Genomic DNA, 19,561 nt, shown 5'->3' with positions numbered 1-19,561 from the left:
ATAAATGTTTGGAGGATTTACTGAAAGAAGCCAGAGAGTTTTTTATACAGCAGCAGAAGAAGCTCAAAAGCTTGGGCATAATTATATTGGTACAGAACATGTTCTTTTAGGGATTGCCAAGGAAGGTGGTCAGGCATCTAAAATTTTAAAAGAATTTGGAGCAGCAGAAAATAAGATAAGAGAACTTATAATTGAAATAGAGGGTGAAGGAGATATAGAGCTTCGCCTTCAGGAGATACCTTTAACTCCAAGAACAAAAAGGCTGATAGAAATGGCTCGAAATGAAGCAAGAAATCTTAATCAGAACTTTATAGCTCCAGAGCATATGCTGCTTGCCTTAACTTTAGAAAATGAGGGAGTTGCAGTTGCAATACTTCAAAGAATAGGAGTTGACCTCTCAAAATTAAGAAGCGAGATAATCAATAATATGGGAGCAGAATCTCAGCATAAAAAAGGATATGGCACAAAGAGTACAAATGCAAACACGCCTAACCTTGACCAATATGGAAGAGATTTAACCAGCATGGCAAGCGAAGGAAAACTTGACCCTGTTATTGGAAGGGATAAAGAAACGGAAAGGGTAGTTGAGATACTTTGCAGAAGAACAAAAAACAACCCCTGCCTTATAGGAGAACCTGGAGTAGGTAAAACAGCAATAGCTGAAGGACTTGCACAAAGAATTGTAGAAGGTAATGTACCGGAAATACTTAAAGATAAAAGAGTAATAACTCTCGACTTATCGGGAATGGTAGCAGGTTCTAAATACAGAGGAGAGTTTGAGGAAAGACTTAAAAAGGTTATGGAGGAAATAAGAAACTCCAAAGATGTAATACTTTTCATAGATGAGGTTCATACTATAATCGGGGCTGGAGCGGCTGAGGGTGCAATCGATGCTTCAAATATTCTAAAGCCTGCTCTTGCGAGAGGTGAGCTTCAGGCTATAGGAGCAACCACTATTGATGAATATAGGAAGTATATAGAAAAGGATCCTGCACTTGAGAGAAGATTCCAGCCTGTAATGGTTGGAGAGCCGTCCCTTGAGGAATCACTGCTTATTCTAAAAGGCTTAAGGGATAAATATGAAGCTCATCATAAAGTTAAAATAACCGATGAAGCTTTAGAGGCTGCTGTTAATCTTTCGGATAGATATATAACAGACAGATATCTTCCTGATAAGGCTATAGATCTTATGGATGAAGCATCATCAAAGGTAAAGCTTAAGAATTTGACAGCACCTCCTGACATTAAAAAGCTTGAAGAGGATTTGGAGAAAATAAAGAAGGAAAAAGAAGAAGCTGTAAATATGCAGGAGTTTGAAAAGGCTGCAAAGCTTAGAGATAAAGAGCTTCAGATTCAAACTGAGCTGAATAAAGTTAAAGAAAACTGGAAGACACAAATGAGCAACGATATGCCTGTTTTAACCACAGAGGATATAGCAAATGTAGTGTCGAGATGGACGAATATCCCTGTTACTAAGCTTACTGAAAGCGAGTCTGAAAGGCTTTTAAATCTTGAAAATATACTTCATAAGAGAGTTATAGGACAGGAAGAAGCAGTAAAGGCTGTTGCAAGGGCTGTAAGGCGTGCAAGAGTGGGATTAAAAGATCCTAAAAGACCTATTGGTTCATTTATATTCTTAGGCCCTACAGGAGTTGGAAAGACAGAGCTTTCAAAGGCTCTAGCTGAGGCTATGTTTGGAGATGAAAATTCTATTATAAGAATTGATATGTCGGAATACATGGAAAAGCATACTGTTTCAAGGCTTATAGGCTCACCTCCAGGATACGTGGGATATGATGAAGGAGGACAGCTGACAGAAAAGGTAAGAAGACACCCCTACTCAGTTGTTCTGTTTGATGAAATAGAGAAGGCACACCCTGATGTATTCAACATACTGCTTCAGATACTTGAAGATGGAAGACTTACCGATGGTAAAGGTAAAACTGTTGATTTTAAGAATACAATCGTTATAATGACATCAAATGTAGGAGCACAAACCATTAAAAAACAGCTGACATTAGGTTTTGCACAAAGTGTAAGGGAAAAAGAAGACTCCTATGACAGGATGAAGGAAAACGTTATGGAGGAGCTTAAAAAGACCTTTAGACCAGAGTTTTTGAATAGAATCGATGATATAATAGTTTTCCATCAGCTCGAAGAGGAGCATGTAGAAAAGATAGTTATGCTTATGCTTGATAACGTAATAAAAAGGCTTGCAACTCTCGATGTTAACATAGAATACGATGATGATGTAATAAAGCATCTTTCAAAGGGAGGGTTTGATCAGTCATATGGTGCAAGGCCTCTTAGAAGAGCTATAACAAAGGCAGTTGAAGATAAGCTGTCAGAAGAAATGCTAAAAGGAGATATAAAAAAAGGTGACAAAGTTTTAATGAAAGTAGAAAATGAAGATATAGTATTCACAAAACAATAACAAAAGTCCTGCTCATGCAGGGCTTTTTAAGCGTATATACTAAATTAAAATTGTTTTGGGATTTTTTTATAATTAATGTATAAATTTGTTGATAATGTTTAAATAATAAAATATAATTAATGTGCTATAATTTTTGTTGGATGTGATGATGGTGGGTAAGATAAAAACTTCTTTTATATGTCAGGAATGCGGCTATGAGTCACCAAAGTGGATGGGTAAATGCCCAGGCTGCGGAAGCTGGAATACTATGGTTGAAGAAGTACAGGAAAAGAATAATAATAAACTTATAGAAAGTACTTCAAGGCCATTGGCTATAAATCAAATAGAGTTATTGGAGGAGGAAAGGTATTCAACTTCCCTTGAGGAGCTTGACAGAGTTCTTGGAGGGGGAGTGGTTAGGGGCTCCCTTATACTTGTTGGAGGGGATCCTGGTATAGGCAAATCAACACTTCTTTTGCAGGTGGCTTCTAATATATCGTCAAAAGGAAGTCTTGTTCTTTATGCTTCAGGAGAAGAATCTTCAAAACAGATAAAACTAAGGGCAAAAAGGCTTGAGGTAAAAGAAGAAAACCTTTATGTTCTCTCGGAAACCAACCTTTCTGCGATAGAAAAATTTATTGAAGAGCTAAAGCCCAAAGTGGTTGTGATAGATTCAATACAAACTATTTACAGACCAGAACTTTTATCAGCCCCAGGAAGCGTAAGTCAGGTTAGAGAAGCAACATCGGTTCTTATGAGAATAGCTAAAACATTAAATATTTCTATTTTCATAGTTGGGCATGTTACTAAAGAAGGCTCCATTGCAGGGCCGAGGGTTCTTGAGCATATGGTTGATACTGTATTGTATTTTGAGGGAGAGAGGCATCATACATACAGGGTTTTAAGAGCTGTTAAAAATAGATTTGGCTCAACAAATGAGATAGGGGTTTTTGAAATGAGAGAAAAGGGGCTTGTGGAGATTAAAAACCCATCGGAGCTTCTTTTGTCAGGTAGACCTAATAATGTTTCGGGTTCTTGCGTAGTATGCAGTATGGAAGGGACAAGACCGGTTCTTGTTGAGATTCAGGCTCTAACCTGTGCAACGGCATTCGGCATGCCAAGGCGTATGGCTACAGGCGTTGACTATAATAGGGTAATACTTTTGATGGCAGTGCTTGAAAAAAGAGTTGGGATGCAGGTTCAAACCTTTGATGCCTATGTAAATGTAGCAGGAGGTTTAAAACTCGATGAGCCTGCCTGCGATCTTGGAATAATATGTTCTATAGCTTCAAGCTTTAGAAATCTTCCAATCCATCCGAAAACTATAGTAGTAGGTGAAGTTGGATTAACTGGTGAGATAAGAGGAGTTAACATGATTGAAAAAAGGATACTTGAGGCAAAAAAACTTGGCTTTTTAAAGTGCATAATACCAAAGGAAAACGTAAGGGGTATCGAAATTCCTAAAGGAATTTCTGTAATGCCTGTTGATAATATACATGAAGCATTAGATGTTATATTAGGGGGATAAAGATGTTAGATAGTCGCGAAATGGAACTTATAAATGTATTAAAAATAGTTGCACCTGGAACACCTCTGAGAGAAGGTCTTGAAAACGTCTTAAAGGCAAAGACTGGAGCACTTATAATGGTTGGAGATCAAAAGGAAGTTATGGGAATAATAGATGGAGGATTTTTTATAAACAGCGAATATAGTCCTTCCTATTTATATGAACTTGCTAAGATGGACGGCGCTATTGTTTTAAGTAGCGATTTAAAAAGAATACTATATGCTAATACTCAGCTTATACCTGATTCCTCAATAGCAACCTTTGAAACGGGAACGAGGCATAGAACTGCTGATAGAGTTGCGAAACAGACAGGAAATCTTGTTATTGCTATATCTCAAAGGAGAAACATAATTACTGTCTACAAAGGAAATTTAAAGTATATTTTAAAAGATACCAATATAATACTTACTAAAGCTAATCAAGCAATTCAAACTCTTGAAAGATACAAGGCTGTACTTGATGAAGCGATGACGAATCTATCGGTTCTCGAATTCGATGATTTAGTTACTGTATATGATGTCGTTACAGCGGTTCAAAGAAATGAAATGGTTATGAGGATAGTAAACGAAATACAAAAGTATATATACGAACTTGGAAATGAAGGAAGACTAATATCTATGCAGCTTGATGACCTTATCGATGAAGTAGAGAATGATGGAATAATGCTAATTAAGGATTACAGCTATCAGAAGGATTTTAACGATATAATGAAGGGAATTAAAAATCTTTCTTCTGATGAGCTTTTGGAATTATCTTTGGTTTGTAAGATTTTTGGATATAGTGCGGACTTGATGCTCGATACGATGATTTCATCAAAGGGTTACAGGCTTATGAGTAAAATCCCTAAGGTTCCTCCAATCGTTATTGAAAACCTCGTTAAAACCTTTGGACAGCTTAAGAATGTTATGCAGGCATCAATAGAAGAACTTGATAATGTCGAAGGAATTGGAGAAGCAAGGGCACGGGCAATAAAGGAAGGATTAAGAAAGCTGCAGGAAAAGGTTTTACTTAATAGACATCTATAATAAATAAAAGTCTGCTCATCATAAGTTTTTGATTTATAAAAAAGGCTGCCGTGTTAGCTTTAATACGGCAGCCATGTTGTATTATAACATTGAGAATTTTCCAAGGGTTTGAATTTTATCATTTTCTTTAATGATAACATCAAAAAGGTTTATTCCAAGTGCATTGCAAAGGGCTGTAAGATAGTAAATGTTATTTCCTATTTCTTCTTCGAGGACTTCTCTGCAATTATTGCAAAGCTCGCCTTCTATTTGATAGCTTAAGCTATTAACAATATCTTCAAGGGAAGCATCATCAGATATCCTTTGTTTATGAGCGGATACGCTGATACAACCACAATTGGTTACTGATTTTGCAACGGCACGATTAATTCTCGAATTGGATTCGGAAAGTTTTGTCATTATATCTATTATGCTTTTATGCCTTATCAATGATTCTGATACCGAATTTTGAAAATCGTCAACCAAGACGTCTTTCATTATGCTTCCACCCCTTAATACAAATTTTTATTTTTATATAGAATAATAGAACTTTTACATGAAATACCTGCACTTATTAAAGCGGCTGTTTGCTGTAGAAATAGATTGAATTTTTATATTATTATCTTAATCATATTATAAGTATATATTTGTTATAATGTCAAATACATTAATTTTAAATTTAGTTTATGTAAACAATATTTTGTCAGCAATAATATAATAATAGTAAAAGGGTCACTCATTCATCCTCATAAACATATAATCTAAGTCTTTCTTGAAATTATAAAAATTATATATTAATTTTTGGAGGGTGACCTGTATGTTTTCAATTGGTGAATGGATATTTTATCCTGTCTTTGGAGCAGGTTTAATTATAAATATAGAGGAGAAAAAAATATTTGGTGAAATAAGAAAATATTACGTTATAAAATTTATAAACGGCATAGATATGATGGTACCTGTTTATTCTAATGAATCCTTTAAATTGAGAAAAGCAATATCGGTTGATGAATGCAAAGAAATATATAATATTATATTAAAATCAACACCTGAAAATCTTCCTTCTAAATGGAGCGATAGATATAAGTATTATATGAGCTGTATTAACGAAGGAGATATTAAAAAACTTTCCAAGATAATAAGGGATATTGGAAATTTATCAAAAAATAAGAAACTGTCAAGAAGTGAGCTCAATATATTTAATGATATATTAAATCTTGTATCAGGAGAAATTTGTGCAGTTTTAAATAAAGATATTGATAGCATAAAGAGAGAGATTAATTCTTTAGCAAAAGATTAAATTCATAAAAAAATAACATAATGTTATAATATATGTTATTGCTTTTTATTAGAGCATAATGTATATTTAAATTAATCTAAATGGAAATATTTGATATATGAAGTTTATTTTTAATTATTTTGTTAATAATAATAATGGAGGTGTATGAATGTTAGACAAGATTTTTAGATGGTTATTGACAGTTATAGGTTTAGTTTTGGGGTATGCATTAACAGGTCTGTTTATTAAGCTTGAATTTTTTCATCAGCTAATTAATTTTAATCAGAATATGGTATCTTTGATTGCAGCCTATATTATTTGTACCTTGATATTCGGAATTATATTTTATATTATCTCCCCATTCATAATTAAAATTGTTTGGAATATTACCGGATTTTTCGAAGGAACGCTTCAGAAGATTCCTACAAATGATATTATTTTATCGGTTGCAGGGCTGATAATAGGTCTTATAGTTGCAAATCTTTTTATAAGCTCAGTCTCAAGATTTCTTTCAATCACCAATTCTACGGTTTTATCAGTAATTGGAAGTATTATATCGCTTATAATAAATATTATTTTTGCAACTCTCGGGGTAAATATAGCTATTAAAAAGAAGGATGATTTATACAATATTTTTACCTTTCTAAAGAAGTTTGGTAAGGAAAAGAAGAATAAAACTGATATAAAAACTTTTTCTTGTCAGCCTAAAATATTAGATACCAGTGTTATTATTGATGGAAGAATCCTTGACATTTTAAAAACTGGTTTCGTTGAAGGACCTATAGTAATTCCATCCTTTGTACTTGAGGAGCTTAGACATATTGCTGACTCTTCAGACTCTTTAAAAAGAACAAGGGGAAGAAGAGGACTTGATATATTAAATCTTATACAAAAAGAGCTTGAAATCAATGTAGAGATATGTGAGAAAAACTTTGAAAACATTCAAGAAGTGGACAGTAAGCTCTTAAAACTTGCTCAGGTTTTAGGAGGAAAGGTAATAACTAATGATTTTAATCTAAATAAGGTTGCTGAATTTCAAGGCGTTTCTGTTCTTAATATTAATGAACTGGCAAATGCTGTAAAACCGGTTGTAATACCAGGAGAAGATATGCATATACAGATTATAAAAGATGGAAAAGAATCAGGACAGGGAGTTGCATATCTTGATGATGGTACTATGATAGTTGTTGAAGGCGGTAAAAAGTATGTTGGCGATATAGTTGACGTTACTGTAACAAGCGTTCTTCAAACTGCAGCCGGAAGAATGATTTTTGCTAAGATTAAGAATTCACAGGATAAAGCAGTTTAATACTGATAAAATGCTTAAGGGATTGTAAAGTTTTTACAATCCCTTAATAAAATATTGCTCAAAGGAGAATAATCATGGTTTCTGCTGTTATTGTAGCCGGTGGAAAAGGCGAAAGAATGGGATATGATATACCAAAACAATATATAAATATTAAAGGACGAGAGATACTTGCGATTACTTTAGATGCTTTTGAAAGTTGTGAATCTATAGATGAAATAATACTCGTAGTTCCAGAAAGTTATATAGATTTTTGTTTGAAAAATATAGTAGAAAAATATTGCTTTAAAAAAGTTAAAAAGGTTGTAAAGGGAGGGTTAAGCAGGCAGGAATCAGTGTATAACGGTCTTTTGAATTGTAATCCTCACTGCGAAGTGGTAGTTATACACGATGGAGTAAGACCTTTTATTCAAGAAAATATTATACAAAAAAGTATTGAAGGTGCTAAAAAATTCGGAGCATGTGCTGTTGGAGTTTATGTTAAGGATACTATTAAAGTAGTAGATGATGAAAAATTTATAGTTTCAACTTTAAAGAGAGATGAACTTATTTCTATTCAAACTCCTCAAACATTTAAATATGATTTAATATTAAAATCCCATGAATATGCAAAGCAAAATAATATAACTGCAACTGACGATTGCGCTCTATCTGAAGGATATGGCTGCAAGGTAAAAATAATAGAAGGAGACTACTTTAATATAAAGATTACAACGAGAGAGGATATCATAATAGCAAGGGCTATATATGATTCTTTACTGAAAAACTTTAAGGAGGAGCAAAATGAGAATTGGTCACGGCTATGATGTACATAGGTTAGTTGAAGGAAGAGAGTTTATATTAGGCGGAGTTAAAATAGAATATGAAAAGGGACTTTTGGGGCATTCGGATGCAGACGTACTGCTTCATGCAATTATGGATGCTCTATTAGGTGCTGCTGCATTAGGAGATATAGGGAAACATTTTCCAGACACAGACCCCAAATATAAGGGAATAAGCAGCATAAAACTTCTTTATCATGTTGGAATTTTAATTAGAGAAAAGGGATATGAAATATCTAATATCGATGCAACTGTAATAGCTCAAAGGCCTAAAATCTCTCCTTACATTGAAAATATGAGAGAAAATATTTCAAAAACATTAAATACAAATAAGGAGAATATAAATATTAAAGCGACAACTGAGGAGGGCCTTGGTTTTACAGGATGTGGGGATGGAATTGCTGCCCATGCAGTGTGCATCATATATAAAAGAAATGAGGGGTAAATTTATGATTGAAGTGAAGGGGCTTTGCAAATACTTTAAGAATGTTAAAGCGGTGGATAACATTAACTTTACTGTAAGTGAAGGTGAGATTGTCGGGCTTTTAGGAGAAAACGGTGCAGGTAAAACTACAACTTTAAGAATGATTGCAACTATGTTAAAGCCAACTTCAGGTACCGCTTTAATAAATGGTTATGATTTGCTAAAAGAACCTGATAAAGTAAGAAGCAACATTGGAATTTTATTTGGAGGAGAAGCTGGACTTTATGACAGATTAACAGCAAGGGAGAATATTAAATACTTTGCAGACTTAAACAATATGAATGAGAATGAAAGCAGAGAAAATATAGACAGGCTTGTCAAAATGCTCGATATGGAGGAGTATGTGGATAGGAGAGTTGGGAAATTCTCAAGGGGTATGAAGCAGAAGGTGGCGATTGCACGTTCAATTGTTCATAATCCTAAAGTTATGCTTTTTGATGAACCGACTTTAGGGCTTGATGTAACTTCTTCTAAAATTGTTCAGGATTTTATATTAAGCTGCAAGAATGAAAATAAGGCTATTGTATTTTCAAGTCACAGTATGCAGGAGGTTGAAAAACTCTGCGATAGGATTGTGATAATACATAAGGGAAAGATAATTGAAGATATGAGAGTGGATGATTTTAAGGGAAAATATGGAGAAGATTTTGAAAAGGCCTTCGTTGGATTGGTAGGTGATAAATAATGAATATGAAAGCAATAATGATAGTATTTAAAAAAGAGCTTACGGATCTTTTAAGGGATAAGAAAACGGTTATTGTAGGAATATTGATTCCGCTTATTATATTTCCTATCATGTTTGGCCTTATAGGCAGGAGCGTTGAGGGAAACATAAAAAAGACATCTGAAAATTTAAAGATAGCCATTCAGTCTCAGGATAAAAGCCAATTAGCAGTTTTTTTAAAGTCTCAAAAAAATATAACTGTTGTTGATTCTAATGACATTAAAAAGGATGTTCAGGAAGGGAAAATATATGTAGGATTAATTATTCCTCAAAACATTGAAGAAAGCATAAAAGATGAGAAATCAGCAGAAATAAAAATAATATATGATGATACAAGTCAAAATTCCAATATGGCATGTAATATTATAAAATCCTTAATTGAAGAATACTCAAAGGAAATCGTAAAATCAAGGCTTATGTCTAAAGGAATAGACTATTCTATCCTGACTCCTATAAATATAAAAGAAGAAATTGCAGCAAAAGATGAAGGCGGATTTGGTAAATTTATGCTGTCCCTTCTGCTTCCCTTAATGCTTATAATCTATGGAATGACAGGCCCGATGGCAGCTGCAACTGACCTTGGTGCAGGTGAGAAGGAAAGAGGTACATTAGAGCCTCTTTTAACAACTCAGGCTGGGAGGATGAGCCTTTTATTTGGCAAACTACTTTCTATTACTGTAATGGGATTTATGGGGACTGTATCTTCAATAATAGGCCTTATGATTGGGGTTAAGGCAGGAGGAAGCGTCTTTGGAGGTGATATGCCTTTACTTTTATCTCCAATAACTGTAATTATGATAGGGATATTTGTTCTTCTAATAATAATGGTATTCGGCGCTTTAGAGCTCTCAATAAGTATATATGCAAGATCCTTTAAAGAAGCGCAGACATATTTATCTCCTTTAACTATAATAGGTATGGCAGGTGCCTATGGAACATATATGATTGATGTTAAAAATGTATCTACTATTCTTTTTAATGTGCCTCTTGCAAATGTGAGCCTTATAATAAAGGAGTTCATAATCGGTATATACAATCCTCTTCATATAGGTATGACCTTTGGCTGGAATCTTGTTTATATTTTTCTTGCTGTATTGTTTGCAAGATATATGTTCTCAAAGGAAGAAGTTATATTTAGAGCATAATGTTGACATATATAGTTGTTAAATATATAATTTCATTAAGAAAAGCCTCAGCCTTCGCCGTTAGGTGAAGGCTTTTAACATAGGTAGGAGGGATAAAATGAAATATAGTGAATATTTTATACCTACATTAAAGGAAGCAATAGGGAATGAAGAAAATGAAAGCGTAAAACTAATGATTAGAGCGGGACTAATTAGAAAGGTTGTTTCCGGTGTATATTTTTATATGCCTGCCGGCTACAAGATACTTAATAAAATAGAATCTCTCTTAAGAGAAGAAATGAAAAGTTTAAAAGCCAATGAAATACTTAATCCAAAGCTTATACCTTTAGAACTTTCATTAAAGGAAGAGGATGAGGATGAAAATATCTGCTTTAAGGACAGAAATGGGAGAGGATTTTCTCTTGGAACAAATTATGAAAAATTGATATTTGATATTCTAAAAAGCGAAATAAAATCCTACAAATCCCTGCCTTTAATGCTCTACAGCATTGATGATGAATTCAGGGATGAAAGAAGACCAAGGGCAGGTCTTTTAAGAGCGAGGGAATTTAAAACATTTAATATATACAGCTTTAACAAATTAGAAGAAGATTTTGATGAATCCTTTGGTAAAATGGATTTAGCTACTAAGTCCTTTTTAAAGAAAGTTAATCTTGAATCCATAAAGGTAAGATGCGATTATGACCCTTTAGATAAAATTTATTCCTATGATTATGTTGTTGAAAGTGAAAACGGAGACTATAACTATGTAAATTGTGAAAATTGCGGATATAAATCTGCCAAGGACTATACAGCCGTAAAAATTGATTGTATAAAAGATGAAGATAATCTGCTTGAAATGAAAAAAATTTCAACTCCAGATGTAAGAACGATAGATGAATTAGTTTCTTTTTTAAATACTTCAGCTAAAAAATTTGCTAAAACTCTTATTTATACGGCAGATGAAAAAACTGTTGCAGTTATGGTTAGAGGAGACAGAGAAGTTAATGAGAACAAGGTAAAAAAATATCTTAATGCAAAGGATATGAAACTTGCAGATGAAGAAACAATATTAAAGGTTACAAATGCACAGGTTGGTTTTGCTGGTCCTGTTGGAATAAAAGCCGATATACTTCTTGTTGATAATGAGATAACTTATATGAGAAATATTGTTGTTGGTGCAAACGATACAGGCTACCATCTTATAAATGTAAATTATGGAAGAGATTTTGAAGGAATAGTTGGAGATTTCAGGAATATAACACAGGATGATTTATGTCCTGTATGCGGCAGTAAAATATCAATTAAAAAGGGTATAAAAGTTGCAAGTTTAAATAAAAATGAATATGACTCAGGTATAAAATACAGGGACGAAAAGGGAGAAGAAAAGAGTGTTTTGACAGCTCTTTGCAGCATAGGAATAAGCAGGGTTATGTCTGCTGTATCGGAAATAAGTCATGATGACAGGGGTATATTGTGGCCCTTTGAAATTGCCCCATTTAAAGTTGATGTTATTATAGCTTCAGTTAAAGATGAACTTCAAGTTAAAGTTGCACATGAAATATACAATAACTTAAAAAATAAAGGCATCGATGTTTTGATGGATGACAGGGACGAAAGAGCGGGAGTTAAATTTAATGATGCTGACCTTTTAGGCATTCCTGTAAGAATAACTGTGGGCAAAAAGGTAAAAGATGGTTTTGTGGAAGTTAAGCTAAGAAGTGAAGAAATTTCAAAGGATGTAAAAATAGAAGATGTTTTAAGTGAACTTAATTATTTAGGTTGAAATAGATTTGTTTTCAATATACAATTTAAAGAGATAATATAAGCGGAGGTGCAGTATGGAAAGAGTAAGATTTGCTCCAAGTCCTACAGGACATTTACATATAGGAGGAGCCAGAACAGCGTTATTTAACTATCTTTATGCAAAGCGTACGGGAGGAAAGTTTATAGTTAGAATAGAGGATACCGATTTAAACCGTTCGACAACTGAATCAGAAAAGGTTATAATAGACAGCTTAAAGTGGTTTGGGATCAATTGGGATGAAGGAATTGAAGTTGGAGGGCCTGATGAGCCTTACCGCTCAACAGAAAGAAATTTTATTTATGAGCCCTATGTTAAAAAACTCATAGATGAAGGAAAGGCATATTACTGCTATTGCAGCGAAGAAGAAATAGAAAAAGAAAGGCAGGAAAGTCTTTCAAAGGGTGAAACCTATAAATATTCAGGAAAGTGCAGAAACCTTACAGAAGAAGAGAGGAAAAAGCTTGAAGAAAAAGGAATTAAGCCTGTTGTAAGATTCAGGGTTCCAGATAATGAGCCAATTATAATCGATGATGCTGTAAGGGGAAGAGTAGAATTTAATACAAATGATATAGGGGACTTTATCATAGTAAAATCCGATGGAATTCCAGTATATAATTTTGCTGTTGTTGTTGATGATCATCTTATGAAAATTACTACAGTAATAAGAGGAGAAGAACATCTTTCAAATACTCCAAGGCAGATACTTATATATAAAGCTCTCGGTTTTGACATTCCAAAATTTGCTCATGTTTCATTGATACTTGGAAAAGATAGAACGAAGATGAGTAAAAGGCATGGTTCAACATGGGTTGAACAGTATGAGCAGGCAGGGTATCTTCCAGAAGCTCTTATTAATTTTCTTGCTCTTTTGGGCTGGTCACCAGAAGGCGATGAGGAGATTTTTACTCTTGAGGAGCTCTGCGAGAAATTTTCGTTAGAGAGAGTTGCAAAAAATCCAGCTGTATTTGATATAGATAAATTAAATCACATTAATGGTATATATATAAGAAAGAGCCCTATAGAAAGAATAGTTGACCTTTCAATTCCTCATCTTATAAAGGCAGGCTATATTACAGAGGAATTTGCAAAGGATAACAGACAGTATGTTACACTTCTTGTTTCAACCTTTAGAGAAAAGATTTCGCATATATCTGAAATAGTAAATCATGCTGCGGTTTTATTTGGTGATGAAGTTAAAATTGAAAATGAGGAAGCTGCAGAGGTTTTAAAACAAGAGCATGTTGTAAGTCTTTTAGATGAACTATATGCTATTGTAAATGAAGCAGAAAAGCTTGATAATGAATTTATTCAAAATATGTTTAAAGAGCTTAAAAACCGTACCGGCGCAAAGGGTAAAGCTCTCTTTATGCCTGTTAGAGTGGCACTTACAGGACAGGTTCACGGTGCAGAACTTGTAAACATAATAGAGCTTCTTGGGAAAGATAATGTTCTTAAAAGAATTGAATATACAAAGAAGAATTTGTTATAATAATTAAAAAGATGATGCAATGAAAGAAAGAAGTAGAGGGGACTTTATTTCAGAGAGAAGCTGCCTTGGCTGAAAGCGGCTTTAATAAATATCCTTGAAGATGCGTTCTGGAGCATTTCCATGGGTTACTGTGGAGACGGGTTTACCGTTATATAATTTAAAGTGAGGCTTTAGCCTAAGTAGGGTGGAACCGCGGATTAACCTTTCGTCCCTTTTGGATGGAAGGTTTTTGTTTTATGAATATTATATATTGAAGTTAAAAGAAAGGAGAATAGTAATGGCGATAAAGGTTTTTAATTCGCTTACAAGGCAGAAGGAAGAATTCATACCTATTACACCTAATGAAGTAAAAATGTATGTGTGCGGACCAACGGTTTATAATTTTTTCCACATAGGGAATGCAAGAACTTTTTTAGTATTCGATACTATAAGAAGATATTTTGAATACAGAGGATATAAGGTAACATTTATACAAAACTTTACGGATATCGATGATAAAATGATAAAAAGAGCCAATGAAGAAGGGACAACGGTCAAAGAAATAGCACAGAGGTATATTGCTGAATATTATAAGGATGCGGATGCCCTTAATATTAAAAGAGCAACGGTCAATCCAAGAGCAACTGAATTCATGGATGAGATAATAAAGTTTGTAAAGGATTTAGTTGATAAGGGATATGCTTATGAAGTAAATGGTGATGTATACTTTGAAACTAAAAAATTCAAAGAATATGGCAAACTTTCCCATCAAAATCTTGAGGAACTTGAAGCTGGAGCCAGAATAGATGTAGATGAAAGGAAAAAGGATCCTATGGATTTTGCACTGTGGAAGGCGCAAAAGGAAGGAGAACCAGCCTGGGAAAGTCCCTTTGGATTAGGACGCCCAGGATGGCATATAGAATGTTCTACTATGGCATCTTCTCTTCTTGGAGAGACTATAGATATACATGGAGGTGGAGTTGACCTTACATTCCCTCATCATGAAAACGAAATAGCTCAAAGTGAAGCAAGAAATGGGAAAACCTTTGCGAGATATTGGATGCACAGTGCATTTTTGAATGTTAACAATCAAAAAATGTCAAAATCCCTTAATAATTTCTTTACAGCAAGGGAGATACTACAAAAGTATGACAGCGAAGTTTTAAGATTGTTTATGCTTTCAGCTCATTATAGGAATCCAATTAACTTCAGTATAGAGCTTTTAGAACAATCTAAGGCTGCATTAGATAGATTATACAATACTATAGGAAATCTCGAACATATTATAGAAGTTTCAAATGAAAGAGAACCTTCAGAAGAAGAAAAAGAATTTTTAAATAAGCTTTTAGAATATAAAAACAGATATATTGAAGTTATGGATGATGATTTTAATACTGCTGATGGCATATCTGTAATATTTGATATGGTAAGGGACATAAACAGCAGCATAAATGAAAATAGTGCAAAAAAAGTTGCTGAAAGTTCCTTGAATTTAATAAGGGAGCTTGGAGAACCTCTTGGAATACTTCAAAAAAGTGTAAGAGGAAACATTGAAGATGAAATTCAAAGGCTTATTGAAGAAAGGCAGGCAGCAAGAAAGGCTAAAAACTACGCTCTTGCAGATAAAATCAGAGATGAGCTTAAAGATAGGGGCATAGTTCTTGAAGATACACCTTCAGGGGTTAGATGGAAGAGAATTTAGAAAGAGGTTTTTAAATGTTTGAATTCCTTGAAAAAATATCAATAGACGAGAAAGATGTAAAGATGATGAATCCTCTCCTTTGGGCCTATATCGGGGATTCAATATACGAAATTTATGTTAGAAGCTATATAATCAGCAAAGGAGGAAAGACTTCCTTTGACCTTCACAGGGAATCAATAAAATATGTTAAGGCTTCTGCCCAGTCAGACATTCTTGAGGTTATTATGGATAAGCTGAGTGAGGAAGAACAAAACATAATAAGACGTGGAAGAAATACGAAAACCTATCATATACCTAAAAATGCCAAGGTTATAGATTATAAAAGAGCAACTGCTTTTGAAGCGTTGATTGGCTATTTATACCTTCTAAAGAGATATGATAGGCTTGATGAGATTATGAGTTTTATTTTTGAAGGGGTTAAATGATAATTTAACCCTTTTTTATGTTATAATATTTCATATCAATAATTGAGGAGATGATTTAATGCAGAGCAACTTGAAAGTAAAAATAATAGCCCACACTCCACAGCCGGAAAAGATTGTAGCTTCAGCTGCTAAACTTTGTTATAGCAGTGTAGGCGTTGATGATATAATGGAAAATCTTAATGAGGAGAATATAAATAGATTTTTGAAGATGCTAATGGATTTAGGCCATGAGTCTCCAATAGAGCATATAAGCTTCACCTTTGCAGCAGAGGGAGTTTCAAGAACTTTAACTCATCAGCTTGTAAGACACAGGATTGCATCTTACTCACAGCAGAGCCAAAGATATGTTAAACTTGAACAATTTGAATACATAATTCCTCCTTCAATTGAAAACATACCTGAAGCTAAAAAGCTGTTTATTGAAACTATGGAGAAAGACCAAGAAATATATAATGAGCTCTCAAATATTCTTTTTAATAATCATTATGAAAGGCTGATAAAAGAAGGCTTAGATGAAAAAAAGGCAAAGAAAACTGCGGAAAAGATGGCAATTGAAGATGCAAGATACGTGTTTCCTAATGCCTGTGAAACAAAAATAGTATTTACAATGAATGCAAGAACTCTTTTAAATTTTTTCAGCCACAGATGCTGTAATAGGGCTCAATGGGAGATTAGAGCTCTAGCAGATGAGATGCTGAAAGAAGTTAAAAAAATTGCTCCTGTTATTTTTAAGAATGCCGGACCTCCCTGTCTTAAAGGTTCATGTCCTGAAGGGGCTATGTCCTGTGGTAAAATGATTAAAATGAGGGAAAAATACAGTAGGTAAAATATTATAAAGAAGGAGTTAATGAAATGAAAAATTTTAAGCAAAAGAATAAAAATTTTATAAAAGAAAATGAAGAAAATGAGAATATTGTTTTTGGAAGAAACCCTGTAATCGAAACTATAAAATCAGGAAGAAATATAGAGAAGCTTTTTGTATTAAAGGAACCTGAGGGCTCATTGAAGATGATTATTTCAATGGCAAGGGAAAAAGGCTTTGTAATAAGCGAAGTAGATAGAAAAAAACTTGATGAACTCTCCTCAGGTCAGAATAATCAAGGTGTAGTTGCAATCGTTTCACCCTATGAGTATGCATCAATTGATGATATTTTAAATTACGCAAAACAAAAAGGTGAAGACCCCTTTGTAATAATACTTGATGAAATTGAAGATCCCCATAATATGGGCTCTATTATAAGAAGCGCAAATGTCTGTGGTGCCCATGGGGTTATTGTACCTAAAAGAAGAACAGCTCTAATTACAGCGACTGTTGCAAAAGCTTCAGCTGGAGCAATAGAGCATACAAAAATAGCTAAGGTTACAAATATAAATCAAACCCTAAGAGAATTAAAAGAAAAGGGTCTTTGGATTATAGGAACGGATATGAATGGAGATACATGTTATAAAACCAATCTTAAAGGTCCTGTTGGTATAGTTGTGGGAAGCGAAGGTAAAGGGATATCGAGGCTTGTAAAGGATAACTGTGATATTGTTGTAAGTATTCCCGTTAAGGGAGAAATAAATTCTCTTAATGCTTCTGTTGCAGCTGGAATAATAATGTATGAGGTTTTAAGACAAAGGAGCATTTAAAGTGATTAAGTATATTTTCATAGACGGGTATAATGTTATTAATGCATGGAATGACTTGAAGGAATTAAAAGATGAGAATCTTGAGGAGGCAAGATTGAAACTCATTGAAATGATTCATGATTATGCGGCCTTTAAGGGTATAAATGTTATTGTTGTGTTTGATGCACATTTTGTTAAAGGAAGCTTTGAAAAACATGAAATGCATAAGAATGTTGAAGTTGTTTATACGAAGGAATTAGAATCAGCGGATTGTTATATAGAGAGAAATGTGGCTATTTTATCAAAGAAAGGTGAAGTTGCAGTTGTATCCTCCGATTATCTTGAGCAAAGGATTGTCCTTCAGATGGGGGGTATTAGAATAACTCCAAAGGAATTTCTAATAGAGATACAGAATATAAAGAAAGTGATAAAAGAGAGAACAGAGATATCCTATGTAGAGAAAAGCAACAGATTAGAAAATAATATAAAAAAAGATGTTTTAGAAAAACTGGAAAAAATGCGAAGAAACCTTTAAAACTATTGACTTTAAAGGGCTTTAAGATATATAATTACAAATACGGGGTTAAACTTTGGGGGGGATTGCATGAAAGCCGATGGTGATGTTGACAAAGTATATTGCGAATATGACGGTATGCTTGATGAAGAAGTTGTAATGTATGCAAGAAATGGAGATGCAAAAGCTGAAGAGTATCTGATAAACAAATATAAGAATTATGTTAAGGCAAAGGCAAAATCCTATTTTTTAATAGGAGCCGATAAGGATGATATATATCAGGAAGGGATGATAGGACTTTATAAGGCTATTAGAGACTTCAGAACTGATAAATTGTCTTCCTTTAGAGCTTTTGCAGAGCTGTGTATAACAAGACAGATAATTACAGCGATTAAAACAGCAACTCGTCAAAAGCATATACCTTTAAACAGCTACATATCCTTAAATAAGCCTATATATGATGAGGAATCTGACAGGACTTTAATGGATATCCTATCCGCTGTTAAAATTTCAGACCCTGAGGAGCTTATAATAAGCAGGGAAGAGAGAATAAAAATAGAAAAAAAGATAACAGAAATATTAAGCGATTTAGAAATGGAAGTACTATCTTATTATTTGGATGGTAAGTCCTATCAAGAAATTGCCTGCGATCTTGATAGACATGCAAAATCTATTGACAATGCTCTTCAAAGAGTAAAAAGAAAGCTCGAAAAATACTTAAAAGAAAACGAATAGATTACAATAAATTGGATATTGACAACTAACTTTAAGCAGTGTAGAATAGATAATCGATAGTACTTAAATATTTTTTGCCCACGTAGCTCAGTAGGCAGAGCGTCACCTTGGTAAGGTGGAGGTCACCGGTTCAATCCCGGTCATGGGCTCCATTATTTATATGAAACACCGGGATAAGTTTATTAAGTGGTGCAGTGCCGCTTAAATAATATCAGTACTTTAAGATAAAGGTAAGATAAAGGAGGAATATAAAATGGCAAAAGAACATTTTACCAGGACGAAGCCACACGTAAACATAGGAACAATAGGACACGTAGACCATGGTAAGACAACATTAACAGCAGCAATAACATTGGTATTATCAACATATGGAAGAGCACAAGTAATGAAATATGACGAAATAGACAAGGCACCAGAAGAAAGAGAAAGAGGAATCACAATAAACACAGCACACGTAGAATACGAAACAGATACAAGACACTATGCACACGTTGACTGCCCTGGACACGCAGACTATGTAAAGAACATGATAACAGGAGCAGCACAGATGGACGGAGCGATACTTGTAGTAAGTGCAGCA

Annotated in this window: 19 protein-coding genes, 1 tRNA gene and 1 other annotated feature; of the genes, 19 read left to right on the top strand and 1 reads right to left on the bottom strand. The window is 33.9% G+C overall.

Annotated elements, in window-relative coordinates:
* Window positions 1-4 precede the first annotated feature (4 nt).
* From B5D15_RS11485 to disA, 3 genes are all read left to right on the top strand, one after another.
* The gene (locus tag B5D15_RS11485; protein ID WP_078697264.1) at window positions 5-2,434 is read left to right on the top strand and encodes an ATP-dependent Clp protease ATP-binding subunit; all 2,430 of its coding nucleotides are present in this window, start codon (window positions 5-7) and stop codon (window positions 2,432-2,434) included.
* Between the two features lie 148 nt (window positions 2,435-2,582).
* A complete protein-coding gene (gene radA, locus B5D15_RS11480; protein WP_479722851.1) occupies window positions 2,583-3,941 on the top strand; it encodes a DNA repair protein RadA in 1,359 nt (452 codons plus the stop codon).
* Window positions 3,942-3,943: 2 nt separating this feature from the next.
* Entirely contained in the window at window positions 3,944-5,005 is a 1,062-nt protein-coding gene (disA, locus tag B5D15_RS11475) for a DNA integrity scanning diadenylate cyclase DisA (RefSeq protein WP_078697263.1), read from the top strand.
* An 81-nt stretch (window positions 5,006-5,086) separates the two neighbouring features.
* On the opposite strand, the gene B5D15_RS11470 is transcribed toward disA, so the two are convergent.
* Window positions 5,087-5,482 carry a nucleoside triphosphate pyrophosphohydrolase family protein gene (locus B5D15_RS11470; RefSeq protein WP_078697262.1) on the bottom strand — a complete coding sequence of 132 codons (396 nt, stop codon included), beginning with the start codon at window positions 5,480-5,482 and terminating at the stop codon, window positions 5,087-5,089.
* 319 nt (window positions 5,483-5,801) lie between these two features.
* Between B5D15_RS11470 and B5D15_RS11465 the strand changes: the two genes are divergently transcribed.
* The 16 genes from B5D15_RS11465 to B5D15_RS11390 all read left to right on the top strand — a co-directional run.
* Window positions 5,802-6,281: a CarD family transcriptional regulator gene (locus B5D15_RS11465; RefSeq protein WP_078697261.1), complete on the top strand. Its 480-nt coding sequence runs from the start codon at window positions 5,802-5,804 to the stop codon at window positions 6,279-6,281.
* Between the two features lie 148 nt (window positions 6,282-6,429).
* On the top strand, window positions 6,430-7,569 hold the full coding sequence (locus B5D15_RS11460) for a PIN/TRAM domain-containing protein (RefSeq protein WP_078697260.1): 1,140 nt from the start codon (window positions 6,430-6,432) through the stop codon (window positions 7,567-7,569).
* A 74-nt stretch (window positions 7,570-7,643) separates the two neighbouring features.
* Window positions 7,644-8,372 carry a 2-C-methyl-D-erythritol 4-phosphate cytidylyltransferase gene (gene ispD, locus B5D15_RS11455; protein ID WP_078697259.1) on the top strand — a complete coding sequence of 243 codons (729 nt, stop codon included), beginning with the start codon at window positions 7,644-7,646 and terminating at the stop codon, window positions 8,370-8,372.
* Window positions 8,350-8,832, top strand: a complete 483-nt coding sequence (gene ispF, locus B5D15_RS11450; protein WP_078697258.1) for a 2-C-methyl-D-erythritol 2,4-cyclodiphosphate synthase — start codon at window positions 8,350-8,352, stop codon at window positions 8,830-8,832. Before ispD ends, ispF begins: the two co-directional genes overlap by 23 nt.
* A gap of 4 nt (window positions 8,833-8,836) precedes the next feature.
* The gene (locus B5D15_RS11445) at window positions 8,837-9,556 is read left to right on the top strand and encodes an ABC transporter ATP-binding protein (RefSeq protein ID WP_078697257.1); all 720 of its coding nucleotides are present in this window, start codon (window positions 8,837-8,839) and stop codon (window positions 9,554-9,556) included.
* On the top strand, window positions 9,556-10,740 hold the full coding sequence (locus B5D15_RS11440; RefSeq protein ID WP_242948745.1) for an ABC transporter permease: 1,185 nt from the start codon (window positions 9,556-9,558) through the stop codon (window positions 10,738-10,740). Before B5D15_RS11445 ends, B5D15_RS11440 begins: the two co-directional genes overlap by 1 nt.
* A 97-nt stretch (window positions 10,741-10,837) precedes the next feature.
* Window positions 10,838-12,505 (top strand): proline--tRNA ligase, encoded by a 1,668-nt coding sequence (proS, locus tag B5D15_RS11435; protein ID WP_078697256.1) that lies wholly within the window; start codon window positions 10,838-10,840, stop codon window positions 12,503-12,505.
* A gap of 55 nt (window positions 12,506-12,560) precedes the next feature.
* Window positions 12,561-14,015 (top strand): glutamate--tRNA ligase, encoded by a 1,455-nt coding sequence (gene gltX / locus B5D15_RS11430; RefSeq protein WP_078697255.1) that lies wholly within the window; start codon window positions 12,561-12,563, stop codon window positions 14,013-14,015.
* A gap of 10 nt (window positions 14,016-14,025) precedes the next feature.
* Window positions 14,026-14,231 (top strand) — a binding site (T-box leader).
* Between the two features lie 67 nt (window positions 14,232-14,298).
* Complete coding sequence (cysS, locus tag B5D15_RS11425) at window positions 14,299-15,696, top strand: cysteine--tRNA ligase (RefSeq protein ID WP_078697292.1); 1,398 nt, start codon at window positions 14,299-14,301, stop codon at window positions 15,694-15,696.
* Between the two features lie 14 nt (window positions 15,697-15,710).
* Window positions 15,711-16,121, top strand: coding sequence for a Mini-ribonuclease 3 (locus tag B5D15_RS11420; RefSeq protein ID WP_078697254.1), 411 nt, complete (start codon window positions 15,711-15,713; stop codon window positions 16,119-16,121).
* A gap of 58 nt (window positions 16,122-16,179) precedes the next feature.
* On the top strand, window positions 16,180-16,947 hold the full coding sequence (thyX, locus tag B5D15_RS11415) for an FAD-dependent thymidylate synthase (protein WP_078697253.1): 768 nt from the start codon (window positions 16,180-16,182) through the stop codon (window positions 16,945-16,947).
* Between the two features lie 26 nt (window positions 16,948-16,973).
* Entirely contained in the window at window positions 16,974-17,753 is a 780-nt protein-coding gene (gene rlmB / locus B5D15_RS11410) for a 23S rRNA (guanosine(2251)-2'-O)-methyltransferase RlmB (RefSeq protein WP_078697252.1), read from the top strand.
* 1 nt (window position 17,754) lies between these two features.
* The gene (locus B5D15_RS11405) at window positions 17,755-18,267 is read left to right on the top strand and encodes an NYN domain-containing protein (RefSeq protein ID WP_242948744.1); all 513 of its coding nucleotides are present in this window, start codon (window positions 17,755-17,757) and stop codon (window positions 18,265-18,267) included.
* Window positions 18,268-18,336: 69 nt separating this feature from the next.
* Entirely contained in the window at window positions 18,337-18,981 is a 645-nt protein-coding gene (gene sigH / locus B5D15_RS11400; protein ID WP_078697251.1) for an RNA polymerase sporulation sigma factor SigH, read from the top strand.
* A 76-nt stretch (window positions 18,982-19,057) separates the two neighbouring features.
* Window positions 19,058-19,133, top strand: a tRNA-Thr gene (locus tag B5D15_RS11395).
* Between the two features lie 101 nt (window positions 19,134-19,234).
* Window positions 19,235-19,561 (top strand): GTP-binding protein (locus B5D15_RS11390; protein WP_179122285.1); only part of this gene is annotated, 327 nt, incomplete at its 3' end.

Origin of the sequence: Caloramator quimbayensis, from assembly GCF_900167605.1 — a bacterium.
Taxonomy (GTDB): Bacteria; Bacillota; Clostridia; order Clostridiales; family Caloramatoraceae; genus Caloramator_B; species Caloramator_B quimbayensis.
The sequence above is the reverse complement of the archived record's forward strand: the minus strand, read 5'-3'. Positions and strand labels throughout refer to the sequence as shown.

Coding starts and splice junctions, on each gene's coding strand:
- B5D15_RS11485 (WP_078697264.1), top strand. CDS start 5: ATGTTTGGAGGATTTACTGAAAGAAGCCAGAGAGTTTTTTATACAGCA.
- radA (WP_479722851.1), top strand. CDS start 2,583: ATGGTGGGTAAGATAAAAACTTCTTTTATATGTCAGGAATGCGGCTAT.
- disA (WP_078697263.1), top strand. CDS start 3,944: ATGTTAGATAGTCGCGAAATGGAACTTATAAATGTATTAAAAATAGTT.
- B5D15_RS11470 (WP_078697262.1), bottom strand. CDS start 5,482: ATGAAAGACGTCTTGGTTGACGATTTTCAAAATTCGGTATCAGAATCA.
- B5D15_RS11465 (WP_078697261.1), top strand. CDS start 5,802: ATGTTTTCAATTGGTGAATGGATATTTTATCCTGTCTTTGGAGCAGGT.
- B5D15_RS11460 (WP_078697260.1), top strand. CDS start 6,430: ATGTTAGACAAGATTTTTAGATGGTTATTGACAGTTATAGGTTTAGTT.
- ispD (WP_078697259.1), top strand. CDS start 7,644: ATGGTTTCTGCTGTTATTGTAGCCGGTGGAAAAGGCGAAAGAATGGGA.
- ispF (WP_078697258.1), top strand. CDS start 8,350: ATGAGAATTGGTCACGGCTATGATGTACATAGGTTAGTTGAAGGAAGA.
- B5D15_RS11445 (WP_078697257.1), top strand. CDS start 8,837: ATGATTGAAGTGAAGGGGCTTTGCAAATACTTTAAGAATGTTAAAGCG.
- B5D15_RS11440 (WP_242948745.1), top strand. CDS start 9,556: ATGAATATGAAAGCAATAATGATAGTATTTAAAAAAGAGCTTACGGAT.
- proS (WP_078697256.1), top strand. CDS start 10,838: ATGAAATATAGTGAATATTTTATACCTACATTAAAGGAAGCAATAGGG.
- gltX (WP_078697255.1), top strand. CDS start 12,561: ATGGAAAGAGTAAGATTTGCTCCAAGTCCTACAGGACATTTACATATA.
- B5D15_RS11420 (WP_078697254.1), top strand. CDS start 15,711: ATGTTTGAATTCCTTGAAAAAATATCAATAGACGAGAAAGATGTAAAG.
- thyX (WP_078697253.1), top strand. CDS start 16,180: ATGCAGAGCAACTTGAAAGTAAAAATAATAGCCCACACTCCACAGCCG.
- rlmB (WP_078697252.1), top strand. CDS start 16,974: ATGAAAAATTTTAAGCAAAAGAATAAAAATTTTATAAAAGAAAATGAA.
- sigH (WP_078697251.1), top strand. CDS start 18,337: ATGAAAGCCGATGGTGATGTTGACAAAGTATATTGCGAATATGACGGT.